At 40.4% G+C, this 20,304-nt stretch carries 19 protein-coding genes and 1 pseudogene; 15 read left to right on the top strand and 5 right to left on the bottom strand.

Annotated elements, in window-relative coordinates:
• Positions 1-83: 83 nt before the first annotated feature.
• Positions 84-1,292, top strand: a complete 1,209-nt coding sequence (locus F928_RS21365) for an IS256-like element ISAba26 family transposase (protein WP_000343018.1) — start codon at positions 84-86, stop codon at positions 1,290-1,292.
• Positions 1,293-1,354: 62 nt separating this feature from the next.
• Here the strand turns inward: F928_RS21365 and F928_RS22560 are convergent.
• Positions 1,355-1,711 (bottom strand): annotated as a pseudogene (locus tag F928_RS22560) (short-chain dehydrogenase); the annotation flags it as partial.
• 36 nt (positions 1,712-1,747) lie between these two features.
• On the opposite strand from F928_RS22560, the gene F928_RS21360 reads away from it, so the two are divergent.
• A complete protein-coding gene (locus tag F928_RS21360; protein ID WP_005079571.1) occupies positions 1,748-2,191 on the top strand; it encodes a hypothetical protein in 444 nt (147 codons plus the stop codon).
• Between the two features lie 137 nt (positions 2,192-2,328).
• Here the strand turns inward: F928_RS21360 and F928_RS21355 are convergent, their stop codons facing one another.
• The gene (locus F928_RS21355; RefSeq protein ID WP_005079569.1) at positions 2,329-3,030 is read right to left on the bottom strand and encodes an SDR family NAD(P)-dependent oxidoreductase; all 702 of its coding nucleotides are present in this window, start codon (positions 3,028-3,030) and stop codon (positions 2,329-2,331) included.
• 608 nt (positions 3,031-3,638) lie between these two features.
• On the opposite strand from F928_RS21355, the gene F928_RS21350 reads away from it, so the two are divergent.
• The 5 genes from F928_RS21350 (at position 3,639) to F928_RS21330 (ending at position 6,611) form a co-directional block, all read left to right on the top strand.
• The gene (locus F928_RS21350; RefSeq protein WP_005079567.1) at positions 3,639-4,142 is read left to right on the top strand and encodes a DUF2867 domain-containing protein; all 504 of its coding nucleotides are present in this window, start codon (positions 3,639-3,641) and stop codon (positions 4,140-4,142) included.
• Between the two features lie 80 nt (positions 4,143-4,222).
• On the top strand, positions 4,223-4,924 hold the full coding sequence (locus tag F928_RS21345; protein WP_005079566.1) for a DUF1003 domain-containing protein: 702 nt from the start codon (positions 4,223-4,225) through the stop codon (positions 4,922-4,924).
• Between the two features lie 111 nt (positions 4,925-5,035).
• Positions 5,036-5,701, top strand: coding sequence for an RluA family pseudouridine synthase (locus F928_RS21340; protein ID WP_005079564.1), 666 nt, complete (start codon positions 5,036-5,038; stop codon positions 5,699-5,701).
• 126 nt (positions 5,702-5,827) lie between these two features.
• The gene (locus tag F928_RS21335; RefSeq protein ID WP_005079563.1) at positions 5,828-6,205 is read left to right on the top strand and encodes a ribonuclease E inhibitor RraB; all 378 of its coding nucleotides are present in this window, start codon (positions 5,828-5,830) and stop codon (positions 6,203-6,205) included.
• A 28-nt stretch (positions 6,206-6,233) separates the two neighbouring features.
• Entirely contained in the window at positions 6,234-6,611 is a 378-nt protein-coding gene (locus F928_RS21330; RefSeq protein ID WP_005071906.1) for a nuclear transport factor 2 family protein, read from the top strand.
• Positions 6,612-6,655: 44 nt separating this feature from the next.
• On the opposite strand, the gene F928_RS21325 is transcribed toward F928_RS21330, so the two are convergent.
• On the bottom strand, positions 6,656-8,746 hold the full coding sequence (locus F928_RS21325) for a TonB-dependent receptor (protein ID WP_005079559.1): 2,091 nt from the start codon (positions 8,744-8,746) through the stop codon (positions 6,656-6,658).
• A 74-nt stretch (positions 8,747-8,820) separates the two neighbouring features.
• Here F928_RS21325 and F928_RS21320 point away from each other — a divergent pair, with 74 nt between their 5' ends.
• On the top strand, positions 8,821-9,966 hold the full coding sequence (locus F928_RS21320) for an acetyltransferase domain-containing protein (RefSeq protein ID WP_005079555.1): 1,146 nt from the start codon (positions 8,821-8,823) through the stop codon (positions 9,964-9,966).
• Positions 9,967-10,006: 40 nt separating this feature from the next.
• Here the strand turns inward: F928_RS21320 and F928_RS21315 are convergent, their stop codons facing one another.
• Positions 10,007-10,474: an Lrp/AsnC ligand binding domain-containing protein gene (locus F928_RS21315; protein ID WP_001247568.1), complete on the bottom strand. Its 468-nt coding sequence runs from the start codon at positions 10,472-10,474 to the stop codon at positions 10,007-10,009.
• A gap of 136 nt (positions 10,475-10,610) precedes the next feature.
• Between F928_RS21315 and dadA the strand changes: the two genes are divergently transcribed.
• From dadA to F928_RS21290, 5 genes are all read left to right on the top strand, one after another.
• Positions 10,611-11,876, top strand: coding sequence for a D-amino acid dehydrogenase (gene dadA, locus F928_RS21310; RefSeq protein WP_002118025.1), 1,266 nt, complete (start codon positions 10,611-10,613; stop codon positions 11,874-11,876).
• Positions 11,877-11,896: 20 nt separating this feature from the next.
• A complete protein-coding gene (gene alr / locus F928_RS21305; protein ID WP_005071914.1) occupies positions 11,897-13,000 on the top strand; it encodes an alanine racemase in 1,104 nt (367 codons plus the stop codon).
• Between the two features lie 10 nt (positions 13,001-13,010).
• Positions 13,011-13,370: a RidA family protein gene (locus tag F928_RS21300; RefSeq protein WP_005071917.1), complete on the top strand. Its 360-nt coding sequence runs from the start codon at positions 13,011-13,013 to the stop codon at positions 13,368-13,370.
• 161 nt (positions 13,371-13,531) lie between these two features.
• Positions 13,532-14,971 (top strand): amino acid permease, encoded by a 1,440-nt coding sequence (locus tag F928_RS21295; protein ID WP_002118023.1) that lies wholly within the window; start codon positions 13,532-13,534, stop codon positions 14,969-14,971.
• Positions 14,972-15,341: 370 nt separating this feature from the next.
• Positions 15,342-16,772 carry an amino acid permease gene (locus F928_RS21290; protein ID WP_005079552.1) on the top strand — a complete coding sequence of 477 codons (1,431 nt, stop codon included), beginning with the start codon at positions 15,342-15,344 and terminating at the stop codon, positions 16,770-16,772.
• 62 nt (positions 16,773-16,834) lie between these two features.
• Here the strand turns inward: F928_RS21290 and mauR are convergent, their stop codons facing one another.
• Positions 16,835-17,716 carry a LysR family transcriptional regulator gene (gene mauR, locus F928_RS21285; protein ID WP_005071920.1) on the bottom strand — a complete coding sequence of 294 codons (882 nt, stop codon included), beginning with the start codon at positions 17,714-17,716 and terminating at the stop codon, positions 16,835-16,837.
• Between the two features lie 166 nt (positions 17,717-17,882).
• On the opposite strand from mauR, the gene mmsA reads away from it, so the two are divergent.
• Both mmsA and mmsB read left to right on the top strand, forming a co-directional pair.
• Positions 17,883-19,400: a CoA-acylating methylmalonate-semialdehyde dehydrogenase gene (gene mmsA, locus F928_RS21280; protein ID WP_005071922.1), complete on the top strand. Its 1,518-nt coding sequence runs from the start codon at positions 17,883-17,885 to the stop codon at positions 19,398-19,400.
• An 11-nt stretch (positions 19,401-19,411) separates the two neighbouring features.
• A complete protein-coding gene (gene mmsB / locus F928_RS21275; RefSeq protein ID WP_002118054.1) occupies positions 19,412-20,302 on the top strand; it encodes a 3-hydroxyisobutyrate dehydrogenase in 891 nt (296 codons plus the stop codon).
• The last annotated feature ends 2 nt before the right edge of the window (positions 20,303-20,304 follow it).

Below are 20,304 nucleotides of genomic sequence, written 5' to 3'. Positions count from 1 at the left end.
AGAAGCGTGGGACTGTTCTAAATTTTGTGTAAGTACTTAATTTTCATTTATCCTTCAGAGGATAATTACAAAAGGTACTTCACATGGATGAAGCAACAATCAAAAGTATGGCTGCCGAATTGGCTAAAGGTCTAAAAACACCAGAAGACTTAAACCAAATGACAGCAGTCTTTAAAAAATTCATGATTGAAACTGCACTCAATACTGAACTTTCAGACCATCTCGGTTATGAAAAGCATCAGCCCAAGAAAGGCTCAAATAGCCGTAATGGGTTTAGTTCTAAAACCATTACAACTCAAGATGGACAACTGGCTTTAGATATTCCCCGTGATCGAGAAGGTTCATTTGAGCCACAAATTATCAAAAAGCACCAAACACGCATCACCAGTATGGATGACCAAATCCTCTCACTGTATGCAAAAGGAATGACTAATAGGGAAATTGTAGCCTTCTTCAAAGAAATGTACGATGCCGATGTGTCAGCATCTCTCATCAGCAAAGTTACCGATGCTGTGATTGAGCAAGTGACTGAGTGGCAAAATAGAGCCTTAGATAGCCTTTATCCTGTTGTCTATCTTGACTGTATTGTTGTCAAAGTCCGTCAGCACTCCAATGTGATTAACAAGTCCGTATACCTTGCTTTAGGCATCAATATGGATGGGCAAAAAGAATTACTGGGTATGTGGATTGCTCAGACAGAAGGTGCCAAATTCTGGCTGTCAGTCATGACAGAGCTAAAAAATCGAGGAGTACAGGACATTCTTGTTGCCTGTGTAGATGGATTAAAAGGCTTCCCTGACGCGATAGCCTCTGTTTACCCTCATACTGATATTCAACTGTGTATCGTGCATGTTGTACGCAATAGCCTGAGATTTGTAAGCTGGAAAGACTACAAAGCTGTTACGTCGGGTCTGAAAGCGATTTATCAGGCAAGTACAGAGGAAAATGCTTTAAAATCCCTAGACATCTTCTGTGATCAATGGAATCACCAGTATCCCAAAATTGGAGAATCCTGGCGGGCCAATTGGGAAAATATCCGAACGATCTTTAGCTATCCAGCCGAAATACGTCATGCAATTTATACAACAAATGCGATTGAGTCGTTGAATAGCGTAATACGCCATTCAACGAAGAAAAGGAAAATCTTTTCATCTGATGACTCAGTAAAGAAGGTCATTTACTTAGCAACATCAAATGCTGCGAAGAAATGGACGATGCCAATTCAAAATTGGCGTTTAGCAATGAATTGGTTTACGATTCAGTTCGATGATCGATTAAAAGATCATTTATAAAAAATGGAACTTACACAAAATAATTTACAGGCTCAGAAGCGTAATTGATTACGCTTCTCTTGTCATAAGAAATAGTTTAAGCAGCTTGAATGGGCTTCACCACAAAAGGAAACAGTTTCTTGCTTATGCTGGTGTAAGTACCAGAACTGCTCCGCAATGGTTTCTGGATGTACCGTGTAGGTCTTATCTTGTGCTCCAGATGTCCCATCAACAAAATCATTCACAATCACTTGGCTCACATAAACATTTGAGTCCGCTAGACTATGAGCAAGTAAGTTGGTGGTTTTGTATTGGGCGGCAGCTGTAGTTGCTAAGGATGAATATTCTTTGGCAACAAAGTCGATGCCAACTGCATCGAAAGCAAAAATCCCGTTTGTCGATAAAATACTGCCATGATTCTTTTCTAAATCACCAGAGCAAATATTGCAAGCCGAATTAAAAAAGGTTCAAGTAAAATGAAATTTTTATCATGTATATGGATATTTTTATTATTTGGTTGTACTTCTAAAAATATAGATTATCAATCTACCGATATTAATTTTGGAAAATTTAAATATTTCCAATCTATGTATAGTGGAGAAAAAACATACCAAGGTTTTGTTACAAGCTCTTCTTCTTTAAAAGAAATTTCTGAAAAAAATGCATTTCCTATTTCTAAGCTAAATTGTTTGGAAAATCAGTTTATGGTAAGAGGTGGAGTAGACTTAGATTCAGAAGAAATTAATAATCAATTATATAAATATATGGCACATGTCGAAATATGTAAAAATGATGATTGTTCAGTCGATATTAAAAAAGCAAAAATTGATACTGAATGTAGAATCGAATTAAGAAAAAATTACTCAAATGATGCTTATCAATCAAATAAAGCAAAGTTGACGAATGCTAATTTTGAATAAAATCAATTTGTTGGTGCTAAATTTGATCTATAATTTATTAAGTTGAGAACTAGAAATGTAATAAACCCGCCAAAGCGGGTTTATTTATTTATCAGAGAAGCGTAATTGATTACGCTTCTTCTGTCATAAGAAATAGTTTAAGCCGCTTGAATGGCTTCTCCACAAAGAGAAACTGTTTCTTGTTTATGTTGGTGTAAGTACCAGAACTGCTCTGCAATGGTTTCTGGATGTACTGTGTAGGTCTTATCTTGTGTGCCCGGTGTTCCATCAACAAAGCCATTCACAATCACTTGGCTTACGTAAACATTTGAGTCAGCGAGACTATGAGCAAGCAAGTTGGTGGCTTTGTATTGAGCGGCAGCGGTGGTTGCTAAGGATGAATATTCTTTGGCAACCAAGTCGATACCCACTGCATCGAAAGCAAAAATTCCATTTGTTGATAAAATACTGCCGTGGTTCTTCTCTAAATCACCTAAGCAAGTTTGAACCGTCGCAATATAGCTCGAAACACGAATATGAAAGCTTTTACTAAGCTCTAGTGGAGGGTTTTCTAAGATATTTCCTTCAATATCATGGAAAGCATTCCAATGAATATTTTTAATCTCTCCTAATCGGTCTTTAATACGATTAATAAGATTTGGTATATCTTCAAGAACCGCTAAATCACATGCAAAAGCGTAAGCTTCAATACCTTGTGTTTTAAGTTCTAAAATGGCTTTTTCGAGTTTTTCAGCATTACGTGCCACTAAACCGATTTTATAGCCTTCTTTACCAAATTTATGTGCTACGGCTTTGGAAATACCCGTTCCATAACCAAAAATTATAATATTGTTGTTCATTATAAAGTTCCAAAAAACCAATTATTTGGTTAGAAATAGTTTATAATATGTTTTTATAATGTATTCAAGCGCAAAAGTTATCTCTAAGAATAGTACTCAAAGAATAAAAATGCTTAAAAGCGGGGATTAGGGAGTCAGCTTTACATGAGTTATTGGGCTAAACATGCGCGGTTGAACGAACTTCCAATTTGGCTTAAAAAATTTTCTTGGTAAAATAAACCGGAAAATACAAATAAAGTGGAATTTAAATTTAACTAATTATGTTTAAATGGGAATAAATTCTTTTAAATTGGCTTAATGTTGTAAAAAATCCCAAAAATAATAAAAATTCGCTTTTCTTAGAAAAACAATCCCGCAGGGTGGTGGCTAAACTATATCTCAAGGGTGTGATAGGGATCGAAAAGAGTAGCATGCACCAAAACGTATAACGTTAGTGTGTACTCACCCAAAAGGTCTCGATTCGGCTTAGGACGCTATAGATCAAAAGTTTATAGGCACAAGGTTATAACTTACAAAGTTATGATTGTTGAAGTAAACCATAGATGTTTTCCCTTGACACCCTAAAAAATTCTCTATAATAAAAACGATACTTTACAAGAATATAATTTATGAATAAGCCTTATCTTTCTTCGCTACCTTCTGACAGTCAAATCTCATCTCAATTGAACAATGCCTACTTCCACGACTCGTGGAGCATTGTGCTTGGTCAACCTGATCTAAGTGTATTTGAGCAGCTTATTAAGCTATTTCAGCACACTCCGCAGTGGATAGAGTGGAGCATGAATATGCGTAATAAAATTACTTCAAAGATTGGGCTTAAAGATTTAGGAAGTTTTAAGCAGATTGATACTCATAAAAAAGAAAATGAGTATGTGGCAGGTGACCGAATTGGAATTTTTACTTTTTTGCAGCGTACCGAAAATGAATTAGTGATTGGAGACGATGACAAGCACTTAAATGTGACTTTATCTATTTATAAAAATGAAGATACCCAAGTGCTTACCGTAACTACAATAGTGCATATTAAAAATTGGCTTGGGCGATTGTATATGCTACCTGTAATTCCTGCCCATCGAAAAATCGTACCAGCGACTTTACAGATTTTAGGTTAGATTACTATTTTTATTTACGATGTGATCAGCCAAAATTGTTTATATAATAATCTTATTATCATAATAAAGAGCTGAATAATATGGAAAATAAAAATCAGTGTCGGCAGTGCGCCGTTTGTGGGAAAAATTTTTCTTTAAAAGATCTAGTGTCTGGTGAAGTCATCCGTAATGTGATTAGCGACGAAATTTTAAAAGACTATCCAGATTGGAATTACTCAAGTTTTATTTGTCGGGCCGATCTGGCAGATTATCGAATTAAATATGTGCAGTCGCTATTACGCTCAGAAAAGGGTGAACTCTCTAATTTAGAAAATGAAGTGATTGGCAGTATGCAACGCCACGAGCTAATTAGCCGAAATACCGAATCCGACTTTGATCAAAAATGGACGTTTGGGGAAAAACTGGCAGATAAAATCGCATCATTTGGAGGAAGTTGGGCTTTCCTTATTTGCTTTGCTCTATTTTTGACAGGCTGGATTATTCTAAATACGGTCGTAATGGTAGTACGGCCTGTTGATCCTTATCCCTTTATTTTGCTGAATTTAGTATTGTCATGTTTAGCTGCAATTCAGGCGCCTATTATTATGATGAGCCAAAATCGCCAAGAAGCAAAAGACCGCTTACGTTCTCAACATGACTATCAGATTAATTTAAAAGCCGAGCTTGAGATTCGCCATTTGCATGAAAAAATGGATCATCTTTTGTCGCATCAATGGGAAAGACTTGCGCATATTCAAGAAATTCAGCTCGATCTTTTGGCTGAAATGAATAAAAAACGATAAAGATTTTCTGAGTTTCACGTGGAACATGAGTAGAGCGTTATAGATTATTTTGCGGTAGAACCGAAATTTCTTTATGATTTGCCGCCATGCTCCATTGCTGCTTCTACGACCATGCCTTTAAACGACAACTTTGTTTACGCTCCACCACAAGATCCACTTTCAATTCTATTTGAAGATGACGATTTAATTGTGGTTGATAAACCTGCGGGTTTGTTGTCGGTAATGGGCCGTTTACCAGAGCATCATGACAGTGCTTATTTAAGGGTGCTGGAAAAGTTCCCTTTGGCTAAAGTGACGCATCGTTTAGATATGGCGACGTCGGGCTTACTTATGTTTGCCAAGCATCGTGATGCAGAAGTTGCTGTAAGTAAAATGTTTCAGGCCAGAACAGTTAAAAAGCATTATATTGCGTTGGTGCAAGGCCAAGTCGCACAAGAGGGCAGCGTTGAAGTTCCTCTCATTACTGACTGGGAAAATCGCCCAAGACAAATTGTACATTTTGAATTAGGAAAACATGCTAAAACCTTGTTTCAACCACTCATTTATGATGAAAAGAACAATCAAAGTCGAGTATTACTTGAACCAGTAACAGGACGTTCACATCAGCTACGTGTGCACATGATGCATATAGGACATCCGATTATGGGGGACAAGTTATATCACCCTGAGCCTAAACGTTTTCGCTTAAACCGCATGGCCTTACATGCCGCATATTTGGCTTTCCAACATCCCTTAAATGGAACGGATGTAGTGATTGAGTCACAAGTGCCTTTTTAAAATTTATATAATTAAAAAATTAATTTGATGCAATTGGGAACGGAATATATACCCAAACTGCAATAAAAGTCGGGTATTCTTGATGTCGAATAATATTAATACTGCGACAACAACAAGGAACATTTTATGACTCGTGACTACGAACAATTTCCAGATGACGATAACGGCAACGTACTTTGGCAAATGGCTGAAGATGGGGATGACTTAACCGAGCTGCATGAAATTGAATTTTCTATTGCTTTTCATGATCAGAAAAATGCAGAGCAATGTGCGCTGTATTTGCTTTATCAAGAACAAAAAGTTTCACTTTTTCAAGATGACTCTGTTGAGCCAAATGAATGGGTGATTACTATCTTCGTTAACATGGAACCTGAGTATTCAGACATTGTTGACTTGGAACAATGGTTTGCCAGCATCGCTGAGAAATTTCAGGGCGAATATGATGGATGGGGCTGTATGGCCTATGTCTTCGAGGAAGACGAAGAAGATGACCTGTTGCAGTAAGGTCTAAAATAAAAAGTAGAAGATAATCATGAACTTATCTCAAAAACAAATTGCAGTACGGTTTTTAGAGCTTGCCGCAGCTGGTGAAGTCGATGAAGCTTACAGCAATTACACTGCGCCGAACTTCAAGCATCACAACCCTTATTATGCGGGTGATGCGACTTCTTTGAGGGAAGGGATGCGTGAAAGTGCAATTGAAACTCCCAACAAAGTCTTTGATGTTCAACATGTCATTGAAGAGGGCGATTTGGTTGCTGTGCATTCAAAACTTGAAATGCAAATGAATGGGTTAACCACCTTGGCCGTGGTTCATATTTGCCGTTTTGAAAAGGGTAAAATTGCTGAGTTTTGGGATATTGGACAAGTACAGCCCGACCCACTCGTCAATGAAAATGGTATGTTCTAATCAAAAGCCCGAAACTATTCGGGCTTTTTTATTTTATAGATAAATTAAAATTTCCACTGTGCCGAGATTGAAGCATTCAGTGGCTCACCTGGTTGAACCCATAAATCGCTATAACTTGAGACATAGTAGGTTTTATCAAACAGATTATTTACATTGAGCTGATAACGTAAACGGTCAGATGGTGCATAGTAGCTATTTAAATTGACCAGCGTATAACTTGGTAAGTTAAATCCATTATCTAGATTATGCCCGCTACGCTCATCCACATAGGTGAGGTTGGCACCTACACCTGCTTTTCTTGCACCTTCTTGTAGAAACTCATAGTTAGTGCTTATAGCACCTTGGTGTTTAGGAACATTGCTCAGCCGCGCGCCTTTTGCCAAGTCTTGGTCTTTTTCAATTTGAGCATTGGTATAACTATAGTTGACATTGACGAACCAGCGATCAGTGATCTGGCTATTTAAGTCAAACTCAACTCCTTTACTACTCACTTCACCTGCTGCGGTTTGAAAATTACTGTCGATTGGATCGGTTGTCAGTACATTCTGTTTTTTCATTTTAAACAAAGCGAGACTAAGCACACTTTGATCATTTATTTTATATTTGGTGCCGACCTCATAACTTTCGCCTTTTTCAGGGGCAAAAGTCTGACCATTTCGATTCATACCACTATTCATGGCAAATGAGCGACCATAGTTGCTATAAAACGCCCATTGGTCAGAGGCTTTAAAATTTACTCCGAAACGTGGACTATTCTGGTGAAGCGTTTGGTTGCTTTCAGTCTGAGTCAGGTGATTTTCAAAGTCTTGTTCGACCTGATCAAAACGGTTGCCAAATAGCACACTCCACTGATCATTAAAAAAGATCTGGTCTTGAATATTGAGTGCAAAATAACGCTGCTGTTCTTTGGTGTCGGTAAACGGGGCTAAGTTCGGTAAATATTTGCCATATTCGGGTTGGTAGATATCAATTGTGTTTGGCATGCCAGTACTGTGATTACGACGAAGCTGGTTTTGTTTATAGTCGAGTTGACCAAGCTCGGTCGAAAGCAAAATTTCATGGCGAGCCCACGAAGTATCAACCTTGCCAAGTACCTCTGTCTGAGCCAGCACATCTTGACTTGTATAATCACGATAGCGACGTTGACGCTCTAAAGTACGTCCATCGGCTTGCATACGACGAGGTTCGGTTGCAAAGCCGACCATTTTGGCGTCTTTATAGCTGACTGCACTGTTTAGCTTCCAGTCAGGGTTAAATTCGTGACTCAGACGTAATTGGTAAAAGTAATCTTTTATTTTCAAATCACCGTCGTCAGGTTCACCTGTAAAGGTTTTCGGGTCCATCACAAACTGGTGATTGACGGTGCTGACACCACGGTCAAAGGTTCCTTTGTGTTCTGTAAATTCACTGTCAAAGTCGAGTTGCGTCTGGTCTGAAATTTTCCATGTGAGCTGTGGTGAAAAGAACCAACGTTCACTACTGACATGATCACGGAAGCTTTGATTATCTTCATGAGCCACTGCTACACGATAAGCCAGTTCATCGTTGATAGGGGCTGTATGTTCCAGACTAATTCGATATTGTTCTTGGGTATTGGCACGTAGGTTAAGTTCACTTTCGCTTTCCCACTGCGGTTTTTTACTGTTGAGGTTAAGCAAACCACCAGTTTCGCCACGACCATATAGAGCAGCCATTGGCCCTTTTAAAAACTCTAAAGATTCAATATTTACGACATCTTTTGGCGCACTAATCCCTCGGTTGATACTCAAGCCGTTACGAATCATAGAGGCGCCTAAGTTGGGATCGGTACTAAAACCACGGAAAGAGTAGTTATCCCAAAAGCCACCACCAAAACTGTTTTGATGAAAAACCCCACTCACCAAGCTTAATGCGTCATCAATCCGTTGAACGTCTTGTTGTTCCATCATTTGTTTTGAAACATAAGCACGGTTAAAAGGGACATCTAAAACATCGTGAGTAAATTTAGTCGCCGAGCTATTTTGGCTCACACCTTCTTGGGTACTTTCAGCCTGCACGCGTATGGTCTCAAGTACTGTTGAGGTTTCGTCTCCCCAAGAGAATGTTGATATAAAAGATAACCCTAACGAAGACAACAATCCTAATTTGTGTTGCATAAATAATCAGCCATGAAAGACAAAAGAACTAAAATGTAATAGTATAACGTTACATTATTTTGTTTATTATCGCTATGCTTATAGAAAAAAATATTGAACGTTTACAGTCGATTGATGCATTGCGTGGTTTGGTCATCCTGATTATGTTGCTCGACCATGTAAGAGAAACATTCTATTTACATAAACAAGTTACCGATCCAATGGACGTAACAGTAACAGAACCAGCATTATTTGGCAGTCGATTATTGGCACATATTTGCGCTCCGGTTTTTGTACTTTTAACGGGTATTTCTGCATTTTTATTTCAGTCCAAAAAACAGGACTTACAACAAACGCGTGCCTTTCTATTAAAACGCGGCTTATTTTTGATTGCACTAGAGCTCACGCTGGTGAACTTTGCATGGACAGCAACTTTTCCACCCGAAGTCATTTATTTACAAGTGATCTGGGCGATTGGTATTAGCATGGTGGTGCTAGCATGCTGTGTGAGTTTACCTTTACCAGTCATTGCGAGCGCAGGTTTGGCTATTGTTTTTGGGCACAACTTATTAGATTCAGTACATTTCTCACAAGGCGTCTTACAAAATATATGGTTGGTTTTACATGACCGTGGTTGGATTGAGATTGCAGGCATCAAGCTTCGCACAAGCTATCCTGTTTTACCTTGGATTGGCGTGATTTTATTGGGCTATGCGTTAGGTCAGTTCTTTAGTTCAAAATATTCAGCACATCAAAGAAGCCGCGCTTTACTCAGTCTTGGCTTAATAAGTATTGGGTTATTTGTTTTACTACGTTTTATCAACGTCTATGGCGACCAGCCGTGGCAGCATTTTGAGTCATTACAACTGAGCCTTATGAGCTTTTTTAACCTCACTAAGTATCCCCCGTCTTTACTGTTTATTTTGCTGAATGTTGGAATTGGCTTGATTGTGCTGGTGGCTTTTGAACGTATGCAGCAATATTCATTTCTAAAACCATTAGTGGTATTTGGTTCTGTGCCTATGTTCTTTTATTTATTGCACTTATATGTGCTGAAACTGATGTATGTATTTGCGCTCAGTGTATGGGGAGCCAACTACGGAAACTATTTGTTGGTCAACCATGTGTGGATGCTGTGGTTAATGACGATAGTGTTGTCTTTTGCACTCTACCCAGCGGTTAAATGGTTCTCGAAGTTCAAACATCAAAACAAACATATTTCGATTTTAAAATATTTCTAATTTTCAAAACGTGAGTAAAGCGAGTTCAATAATGCTCGCTTTACTTGCTTACATCTAAATACAGAGTTTCTTTCACTTCTTCCATAACCACATAACTGTGTGAAGACGCCGAAGCGGGGAGCTTTTTTAATAGATCTCCCAATAAGCGGCGGTATGCACTCATTTCTTTTAAGCGAGCTTTTACAAGATAGTCAAATTCGCCAGAAATAAGATGACATTCGAGGACTTCAGGAATTTCGACTAAATCTCTAGCTACCTGATCAAACACATCACCAGATTTGGCAGATAACTTAATTTCTAAAAAAACGAGAAGGTTACGGTCTACGTAGGCTGGGTTTAGACGGGCGTAATAACCCATGATAATGCCATCGCGCTCAAGGCGCTTTACACGCTCTGAACAGGGGGTGGTAGAAAGGTTGACTCTCGATGCCAATTCACTAATCGCAATTCGTCCTTCACGCTGCAAAATGTCCAGAATCATGCGATCTATACGATCTAAGGGGCGCATAGATATTTCCTCTTTTTTTTAAATTCTCGCGAGAAAAACATAAATTTACCTAGATTATAGCCTGAAAAACAGTGAAATAAACTATTGAAGCAGAAATATACTAGTTAAATAAACTGGTGTGCGTGAGGGAGTGGAAATGCGCGTAATTGTTTTAGGTAGCGGCGTTATTGGAGTGGCAAGTGCCTATTATCTAGCTCAACAAGGAGCTGAGGTTACTGTTCTCGATCGCCAGTCAGGTCCTGCTGAAGAAACAAGTTTTGGTAATGCAGGGCAAATTTCGCCTGGGTATTCGACTCCTTGGGCAGCACCAGGAATTCCTTTTAAAGCTGTGAAATGGATGTTTCAACATCATGCACCGCTTGCGATTAATTTAGATGGCAGCATGTGGCAGTTACAGTGGATGGCTCAAATGCTAAAAAACTGTAATCCACAAAGTTATGCTGTAAACAAAGAACGTATGATGCGCGTGGCTGAATACAGCCGTGACTGCTTACGTGAACTTAGAAAAGATACAGGCATTAATTACGAAAACCGTGCAAAAGGCACGTTGCAGTTATTCCGTAAAGAAGCACAAATGGAAGCGGTTCAACGTGACATTAGCGTGCTACAAGAATGCGGCGTAAGCTACGAATTATTAAATGGCAATGAACTTGGTCGTGTAGAACCAGCGTTGGCAAATGCACAAGATAAACTGGTTGGTGGTTTACATTTACCAAATGATGAAACAGGTGACTGTTATTTATTTACCAATGCTTTAGCTCAAATTGCTAAAGAGTTGGGTGTTAACTTCCAGTTCAACCAGAACGTAGAAAAATTGATTGTTGAAGGCGATGAAATTAAGGGCGTTCAGGTCAATGGTAAGGTCTTAACCGCAGATCGTTATGTTTTAGCATTTGGTAGCTATTCACGTGATTTCTTGAAACCACTTGATCTACAGTTGCCTGTATATCCTGTGAAAGGTTATTCGTTGACGATTCCAATTGTTGACCCTGCTTTTGCTCCGCAATCTACAGTGCTTGATGAAACCTACAAAATTGCGATTACTCGTTTTGACCAACGTATTCGCGTAGGTGGAATGGCAGAGTTAAGCGGTTTTAATTTAGGTCTAAATGAAGACCGCCGTGCAACATTGCAAATGGTGACTCAGGACTTGTTCCCGGGCGGCGATATGGCACAGGCCTCTTTCTGGACTGGTTTACGTCCAATGACACCAGACAGTACACCGATTATTGGCGCAACTCGCTTTAAAAATCTGTTCTTGAATACAGGTCACGGTACTCTAGGCTGGACCATGGCGTGTGGTTCAGGAAAATTAATCAGTGACATCGTATTGAATCATAAGACTGATATCAGTACAGATGGTCTTTCAATTCAGCGTTATTCACACGCGCATGCTGCATAACGGACGTTAGGGAAGTAATCATGCCTCGTCCTATTACCGCAGTCATCCACCGTCAAGCCTTACAAAATAACTTGGCGGTGGTACGCAAGGTTATGCCAAACAGTAAGGTCTTTGCCGTTGTAAAAGCCAATGCTTATGGACACGGAATTGAACGCGTTTATGAAGCATTTAAAGCAGCAGATGGCTTTGCCTTACTTGATCTTGGTGAAGCAAAACGCATTCGTGCTTTAGGTTGGACAGGTCCAATTTTATTGCTCGAAGGAATTTTCTCTCCTCAAGATTTATTTGATTGTGTGCAATATCAACTCAGTTTCACCATTCATAGTGAAGCGCAAATCGAGTGGGTAGAAAAGCATCCTTATCCTGCTCAATTTGATGTTTGCCTAAAAATGAACAGTGGTATGAACCGTCTTGGTTTTAAACCACAACACTATGTTCAGGCTTGGGAACGTTTAAATAACTTGGCAAATGTGTCCAAGATTACGCACATGATGCATTTTTCGGATGCAGATGGCGAGCGTTTTGGCCAGCAAGGTATTGATTATCAAATCACTGCATTTGAAGAAATTATTAAAGATTTACCGGGTGAAAGGTCGGTAAGTAATAGTGCGGCAATTCTGCGTTATCAAGACCAGCTCAAATCAGATTATGCACGTAGCGGCATCATGCTCTATGGCAGCTCGCCAGACTACCCGACGCATAGTATTGCAGACTGGGGCTTACAACCGACCATGAGCTTACGCAGCGAAATTATTTCCGTTCAGCATTTAGAGCCGAATGAAAGTGTAGGTTATGGCTCAAACTTTGTCGCAGAGCAACCCATGACGATTGGGATTGTGGCTTGCGGCTATGCCGATGGTTATCAGCGTATTTCACCAACAGGTACGCCTGTTTTAGTGGACTCTGTCCTCACTCGTACAATTGGCCGCGTCAGCATGGATATGTTAGCAGTCGATTTAACAGGTATTGAAAGTGCCAAAGTCGGCAGTGAAGTCGTGCTTTGGGGCCAATCAAGTACAGGCGTCGTTTTACCTATTGATGATGTCGCAGTTTCATCCGGTACGGTGGGCTATGAACTGATGTGTGCTGTCACCGCCCGTGTTCAATTTATTAATCAGGTATAAGGAAATCCGAATGTCTAATTCAGATATACAAAAGATTAACACTAACGAAGTCATGAGCGCCGTGACTGTTTTTAACAAAGTGGTTTATCTGTCAGGTCAGGTACCTAAAAATACCGAGCAAGACGTGGCAGGCCAAACTCGTGAAATTCTTGCAACGATTGATGAACTTTTAGCATTAGCCAATACAGATAAATCTCGTTTGCTCTCTGCACAGCTCTATTTGAAAAATCTTTCTGACTTTTCAACCGTAAATGCAATTTGGGTTGACTGGTTAAAAGGGTGTGTTGCTCCATCGCGTGCCACAATTCAGGCCGATTTGGTCAATCCAGATTGGTTAATTGAAATTGCCGTGACGGTAGCACAAAAGTAATTCGTTTTTACTCCAAAAATGATGATGTATCTAACAGAAGGAAGATAGATACGGTTTAACCAGTCATTTTTGGTGAACAGATTCAGTGACCTATGGCATACGGTTCAATTTTCGCCGTAGGTTGCTGATCTTAACAAAGGAATTCAAAAAGGAATTTTAATATGACAACGGCTCGTCATTCAGATACAGAAAATTCTCCTGATCATCTGCAACGAAAACTGTCTAACCGTCATTTACAACTGATTGCTATTGGCGGTGCAATTGGAACTGGCCTATTTATGGGTTCAGGTAAAACCATCTCCCTCGCAGGTCCTTCAATTCTTTTGATCTATATGATTATTGGAGGAATGTTCTTTTTCTTAATGCGTGCAATGGGTGAGTTGCTCCTTGCAAATCTGCATTACAAATCTTTTGTTGATATGGCTCATGACCTGATTGGTCCTTGGGCTGGTTATTATTTGGGCTGGACTTATTGGTTAGGTTGGGTGCTGGTGGGTATTGCGGACCTTTCAGCGGTCATTAACTATTTAGGTTTCTGGCTACCCGATGGTGCAAGCTTCTCACCAATACAGCAAGCCATGATTAGCGCAGGTTGTGTGTTGTTTGTGATGGGTCTTAACCTCTTAACAGTACGCCTATTTGGTGAAATTGAATTCTGGTTTGCTCTTATTAAGATCTTGGCGATTATTGGCCTGATCGGAGTGGGCGGCTACATGATTTTCAGCCATTTCCAAGCTCCGCAAGGCGCTGTTGCAAGCATTAGTAATGTCTGGTCACATGGCGGTTTATTCCCGAAAGGTACAGAAGGCTTCTTGGCAGGATTCCAGATTGCTGTATTTGCTTTTGTCGGGGTGGAACTTGTAGGTACAACGGCTGCTGAAACCAAAGACCCACAGAAGAACTTGCCTAAAGCAATTAATGCGATTCCGGTACGTATTATTTTGTTCTATGTGTTGGCACTGTTTATTGTGATGTCGGTAACACCGTGGGATCATATTCGTGCAGACAAAAGTCCGTTTGTTGAGTTGTTCTTAAATGCGGGTATTCCGGTTTCTGCAATCATCATGAACTTGGTGGTGCTGTCTTCGGTGATGTCTTCAATGAACAGCGGCGTGTTTTCAACTAGCCGTATGTTGTTTGGTTTATCAAAAGACGGTCAGGCACCTGGTGCATTTGGTCGTTTATCAAAACGCGCAGTTCCTTCAAATGGTTTGATTTTCTCTTGTACCTTTATTATGGGCGGAGCGGTGCTTCAGTACTTTGTTCCAAACACGATGGAAGCATTTACTTTGGCAAGTTCACTTTGTGTGATTCTATTCATTAGTGTCTGGAGTCTCATCATGGTGTGCTATTTACGCTACCGTAAATTACGTCCTGAATTACATGAAAAATCAACATTCAAAATGCCAGGTGGCGTTTGGATGAGTTATGTTGTTTTGGCATTCATGCTTTTCACTTTAGTCATCTTGGCATTAGAGCCAGATACATTGAAAGCTTTATATGTCAGTCCAGTATGGCTGGTCATTTTAGGTGTTACCTATCATGTGCTCTATAAACCACGTATGAAAAAACTAGGACGTGAACTCGTCAACGATCATTAAGTTTTATTAAAAAGCCAATCAATCATGATTGGCTTTTTTTATTTTTATTAGATTTTTTATCGGAATAATATTGTTTATTTTTGGATCAATAGAGCAGTTTGGAGGGTATTGGAAAAGTACATATAGCAGGATCACATGCTACACTTCGGCTAATCTGGAACCCCAGATTGATTAATTAAAATTGCCGTGAAGGCAGTAAATAAATAATGTGACTTAAAAAAATCAGGACAAACGATTTATCAATTAAGGAAAAAATATACTTGAACATCTTGTCCTGAGGTATAGACTCAGCAACCCACGATATACGGTTCGTTTTTCTCCCTATAGGTTGCTGATTTAAGTTAAGCAAAATATAAAAAGGACTTCTAATATGACAATGGTTCATCATTCTGATGAGGCAAGCTCCCCTGATCATTTACAACGGAAATTAAATAATCGCCATCTACAAATGATTGCAATTGGCGGTGCAATTGGAACCGGCCTATTTATGGGCTCGGGCAAAACCATCTCCCTCGCAGGTCCTTCAATCCTCGTTATCTACATGATAATTGGTGGCATGTTCTTTTTTCTGATGCGTGCATTAGGTGAATTACTACTTGCTAACTTACATTACAAATCATTTGTCGATATGGCTTATGATTTGATTGGACCATGGGCTGGCTATTATATCGGCTGGACCTATTGGTTAGGCTGGGTACTGGTCGGTATTGCTGATTTGTCTGCGGTCATTAACTATTTAAGTTTCTGGCTACCCGAAGGCGCCAGTTTCTCACCCATGCAACAAGCCATGATTAGTTCAGGCTGTGTACTATTCATTTTAGGGCTTAACCTTCTTACCGTTAAGCTATTTGGTGAAGTTGAATTCTGGTTCGCACTCATTAAGATTTTGGCCATTATTGGCCTGATTGGAGTCGGTGGTTACATGCTCCTCACTCATTTTCAAGCTCCGCATGGTGAGGTTGTGAGTGTAAGTAATGTGTGGTCGCATGGCGGCATATTTCCAAAAGGCGTAAGCGGATTTTTGGCAGGTTTCCAGATTGCCGTGTTTGCCTTTATTGGCGTTGAATTGATTGGTACAACTGCTGCTGAAACGAAAGATCCAGAAAAGAACCTACCTAAGGCAATTAACGCGATTCCTGTACGTATTATCCTTTTCTATGTGTTGGCACTCTTTGTGGTGATGTCAGTAACCCCTTGGGATCACATTCGTGCAGATAAAAGTCCATTTGTTGAGTTGTTCTTAAATGCAGGTATTCCTGTTTCAGCCATCATCATGAACTTGGTCGTACTGTCTTCAGTGATGTCTTCAATGAACAGCGGTGTGTTTTCAACCAGTCGTATGCTGTTCGGTTTATCAAAAGATGGTCAGGCGCCAAGTGCTTTGGGGCGTTTATCAAAACGCGCAGTGCCATCAAACGGCTTAATTTTCTCATGTATTTTCATTATGGGTGGAGCGGTGCTTCAGTACTTTGTTCCAAACACGATGGAAGCATTTACCCTGGCAAGTTCACTCTGTGTAATTTTATTCATTAGCGTTTGGATTTTAATCATGGCGTGCTATTTACGTTATCGTAAAACTCGTCCTGAACTTCATGCCGCATCAACATTTAAAATGCCGGGCGGGGTGTTGATGGCTTATGTCGTTATTGCATTCTTCTTGTTTACTTTGGTGATTTTGGCACTCGAGCCAGATACATTAAAAGCGGTATACGTGAGTCCACTATGGTTGGTGGTTTTAAGTGTAACTTATTTTGTGTTCTATAAGCCACGTATCAAAAAATTAGACCAAGAACTCGTTTAATGAACTATAAATGATTTCAAAAAAAGCCAATCATAAGTGATTGGCTTTTTTATTTAGGCTTTTTAATCAACCAACAAATGCTGATATTTATCGGCTTGTTTACGTAGATAATCCCAAACCAATTTAATGCGCGGTTCATGTTGTAAATCAACAAAAGTCAGCATCCAAAAGGTATGAGTAAAGCGAACTTGTTGCTCTAGCACCTCTTCAAGTTCCGGTTTATCATCTGCCAAAAACTTGGGCAAAATCGCAAGTCCTGCGCCAGCACTCACCGCAATTTGCTGGGCCAAAATACTGCTGCTACGGAAGTTGGCATTCAGCTTCAAAGGTAAACGTTCTAGACAATACAACTCGGGGCTATACACTAGATCATCAATATAGTTCACAAAGCGATGTTGGGTTAAATCTTCTAAGGCTCGAATAGGCGGGTTTTGGGCCAGATAGTTTTTGCTACCATAAATTTTTAAACAATAATCTGATAATCGCGTAATGATGTAAGGGCCAGACGTAGGACGATCAATTGACACCACAATATCTGCCTCACGGTGTGAAAGCTTAATCATTTTTGGCACTGGAATTAAGTCGATGGTGAGTAGTGGGTATTGAATCGAGAACTCAGCCAGTAAGCGAGCTAAAAACGCAGTACCAAAGCCTTCAGGTGTGCCAATTCGCACACGACCTTGCAAAGGTTGATGTGGTTTTTCAATTTGTAAGAAAGCTTGTTCCATTTGCTCAACTCGAGGAACAAGTGCCATTCCTTCGAGTGTCAGCTCATAACCCGTCGCTTCACGCTTAAACAGCGTTGTACCCAAAGCAAGTTCTAGGGCCTGAATCCGTCTAGCCACCGTACTGTGCTCGACACCAATAATACGTGCAGCATTGGTCAAGGTTTTAGTCCGAGCTAAAACCAGAAAAAAATGTAGATGATCCCAATCCACTTTCATTTTTGTTGTCATCCTTGTGCATATTTGCACAACAATCGTGCATGAATTTCCGTTGGTGGTCAAAGTTTTCTTTGCTAGTCTCAATTGAAACTGGAATAAAGAAAATACGATCAAAAGGTATTTTCTAATAATTGAACACAATAAAAATATGGCCTACGGAGAGGTTATGAACACAATCCAAAAAATCGAATTGGAAACCGCTAAATTACTCATTAACGGAAATTTTATCGAATCTGAAACACAGGAATGGCAAGACATTATTAACCCTGCGACTCAGGAAGTAATTGGTCGTGTACCATTTGCAACGGTTAAAGAAGTTGACGCTGCTATTCAAGCTGCACAAGATGCTTTTGCTTCTTGGCGACAAACCCCAATTCAGGCACGTATGCGCATCATGCTCAAGCTACAAGACTTGATTCGTGCCAACATGAAAGAAATTGCACAAGTATTAACGGCGGAACAGGGTAAAACCTTGGCAGACGCTGAAGGCGATATTCAACGTGGTCTAGAAGTGGTTGAACATGCCTGTTCAGTTGGTACTTTGCAAATGGGTGAATATGTTGAAGGTGTTGCGCGTGGTGTAGACACCTATACCTTGCAGCAACCTTTGGGTGTCTGTGCGGGCATTACGCCGTTTAACTTCCCTGCCATGATTCCACTTTGGATGTTCCCAATGGCAATCGTGTGTGGCAATACATTTGTTTTAAAACCATCAGAACAAGATCCTTTATCAACCATGATGCTGGTTGAACTTGCCATTCAAGCAGGTATTCCTGCTGGCGTGCTCAACGTTGTGCATGGCGGTAAAGAGGTGGTTGACCGTTTGTGTACGCACAAAGATATTAAAGCGATTTCATTTGTAGGTTCAACTGCAGTTGGAACACATGTTTATAACCTGGCAGGGCAACATGGTAAACGCGTGCAGTCGATGATGGGTGCAAAAAACCATGTTGTGGTCATGCCTGATGCCAATAAAGAACAAACTTTAAATGCTTTGGTGGGTGCAGCATTTGGTGCAGCAGGACAACGTTGTATGGCATTGTCGGTTGCAGTCATGGTCGGTGACAGCAAACAGTGGATTCAAGAGCTAGTCGAAAAAGCCAAAACCTTAAAAGTAAACGCAGGCCATGAACCAAATACTGACATTGGCCCAGTCATTTCAAAACGTGCTAAAGCGCGTGTGCTTGATTTAATTAATAGCGGTGTTGAGCAAGGGGCAGAGTTGCTACTCGATGGCCGTGATGTTCAAGTTCAAGGCTATGAATCGGGCAACTTTGTAGGTGCAACGATTTTTAGCGGCGTAAATACCGACATGCGTATTTATAAAGAAGAAATCTTTGGCCCTGTTCTTTCAATTATTTGTGTAGACACACTTGATGAAGCGATTGCGCTTATCAACGCCAACCCATTTGGTAACGGTGTAGGTCTATTTACACAAAGCGGTGCGATTGCACGTACTTTCCAAAACTTAATTGATATTGGTCAAGTTGGTATCAATATTCCAATTCCTGTGCCAGTGCCTTTCTTTAGTTTTACCGGTTCAAGAGGTTCGAAACTGGGTGATTTGGGGCCATACGGCAAACAAGCTGTGCAGTTCTATACTCAAACCAAGACCATTACCAGTCGCTGGTTTGAAGATAGCCATGAAGTTGGCGGTGTAAATACAACTATTAGTTTACGTTAAGGGGATCACGGATGAATATCGCCTTTATCGGTCTAGGCAATATGGGCGGCAAAATGGCCCATAACCTACTTAAAGCCGGACTCAAAGTTTATGGTTATGACCTCAGTGAAGTCGCGATTCAGCACTTCGCCGAGGCAGGTGGGGTGGTGTGTAGCAGCCCGCAGGATGCAGCTAAACAAGCAGATGTGGTCATTACCATGTTGCCTGCGGCCAAGCATGTTAAAGAAGTTTACTTGGGTGAAAATGGTGTTTTAGAAGTACTAAAAGCAGGTAGCTTATGCATTGATAGCAGTACCATTGACCCACAAACCATTAAAGACATTGCTGCTGTTGCGCATAGTAAAAATATTAAAATCTGTGATGCACCCGTCTCTGGTGGAACCATTGGTGCTCAAGCAGGAACCTTAACCTTTATGGTGGGTGCCGATGATCAAACCTTTAACGAAGTAAAACCTGTGCTTAGCCACATGGGCAAAAATATTGTTCATTGTGGTGATGTCGGCGCAGGTCAAATTGCCAAAATCTGCAACAACCTGATTTTAGGTATTTCAATGGCTGCTGTTGCCGAAGGTATGGCACTCGGTGTAAAGCTGGGCATCGACCCACAAGCATTGGCAGGCGTCATTAACACCTCAAGCGGTCGTTGCTGGAGCTCGGATGTGTGTAACCCATGGCCACATATTAATGAAAATGCGCCAGCATCTCGAGGTTACCAAGACGGCTTTGCAACTCAGCTGATGCTAAAAGATTTGGGTCTTGCAGTAGAAGCGGCAGGCCAAGTTAAACAGCCAGTTGTATTAGGTGGTATGGTGCAGCAGCTCTATCAGCAAATGTGCATGCGCGGTAATGCCAATCTCGATTTTTCGAGCATTATTCAGCAATACCTGCCACAAGAGGCATAACG

The sequence above is a fragment of the Acinetobacter pittii ATCC 19004 = CIP 70.29 genome, from assembly GCF_000369045.1.
Classification (GTDB): Bacteria; Pseudomonadota; Gammaproteobacteria; order Pseudomonadales; family Moraxellaceae; genus Acinetobacter; species Acinetobacter pittii.
This window is presented reverse-complemented; position numbering and strand designations above follow the sequence as displayed.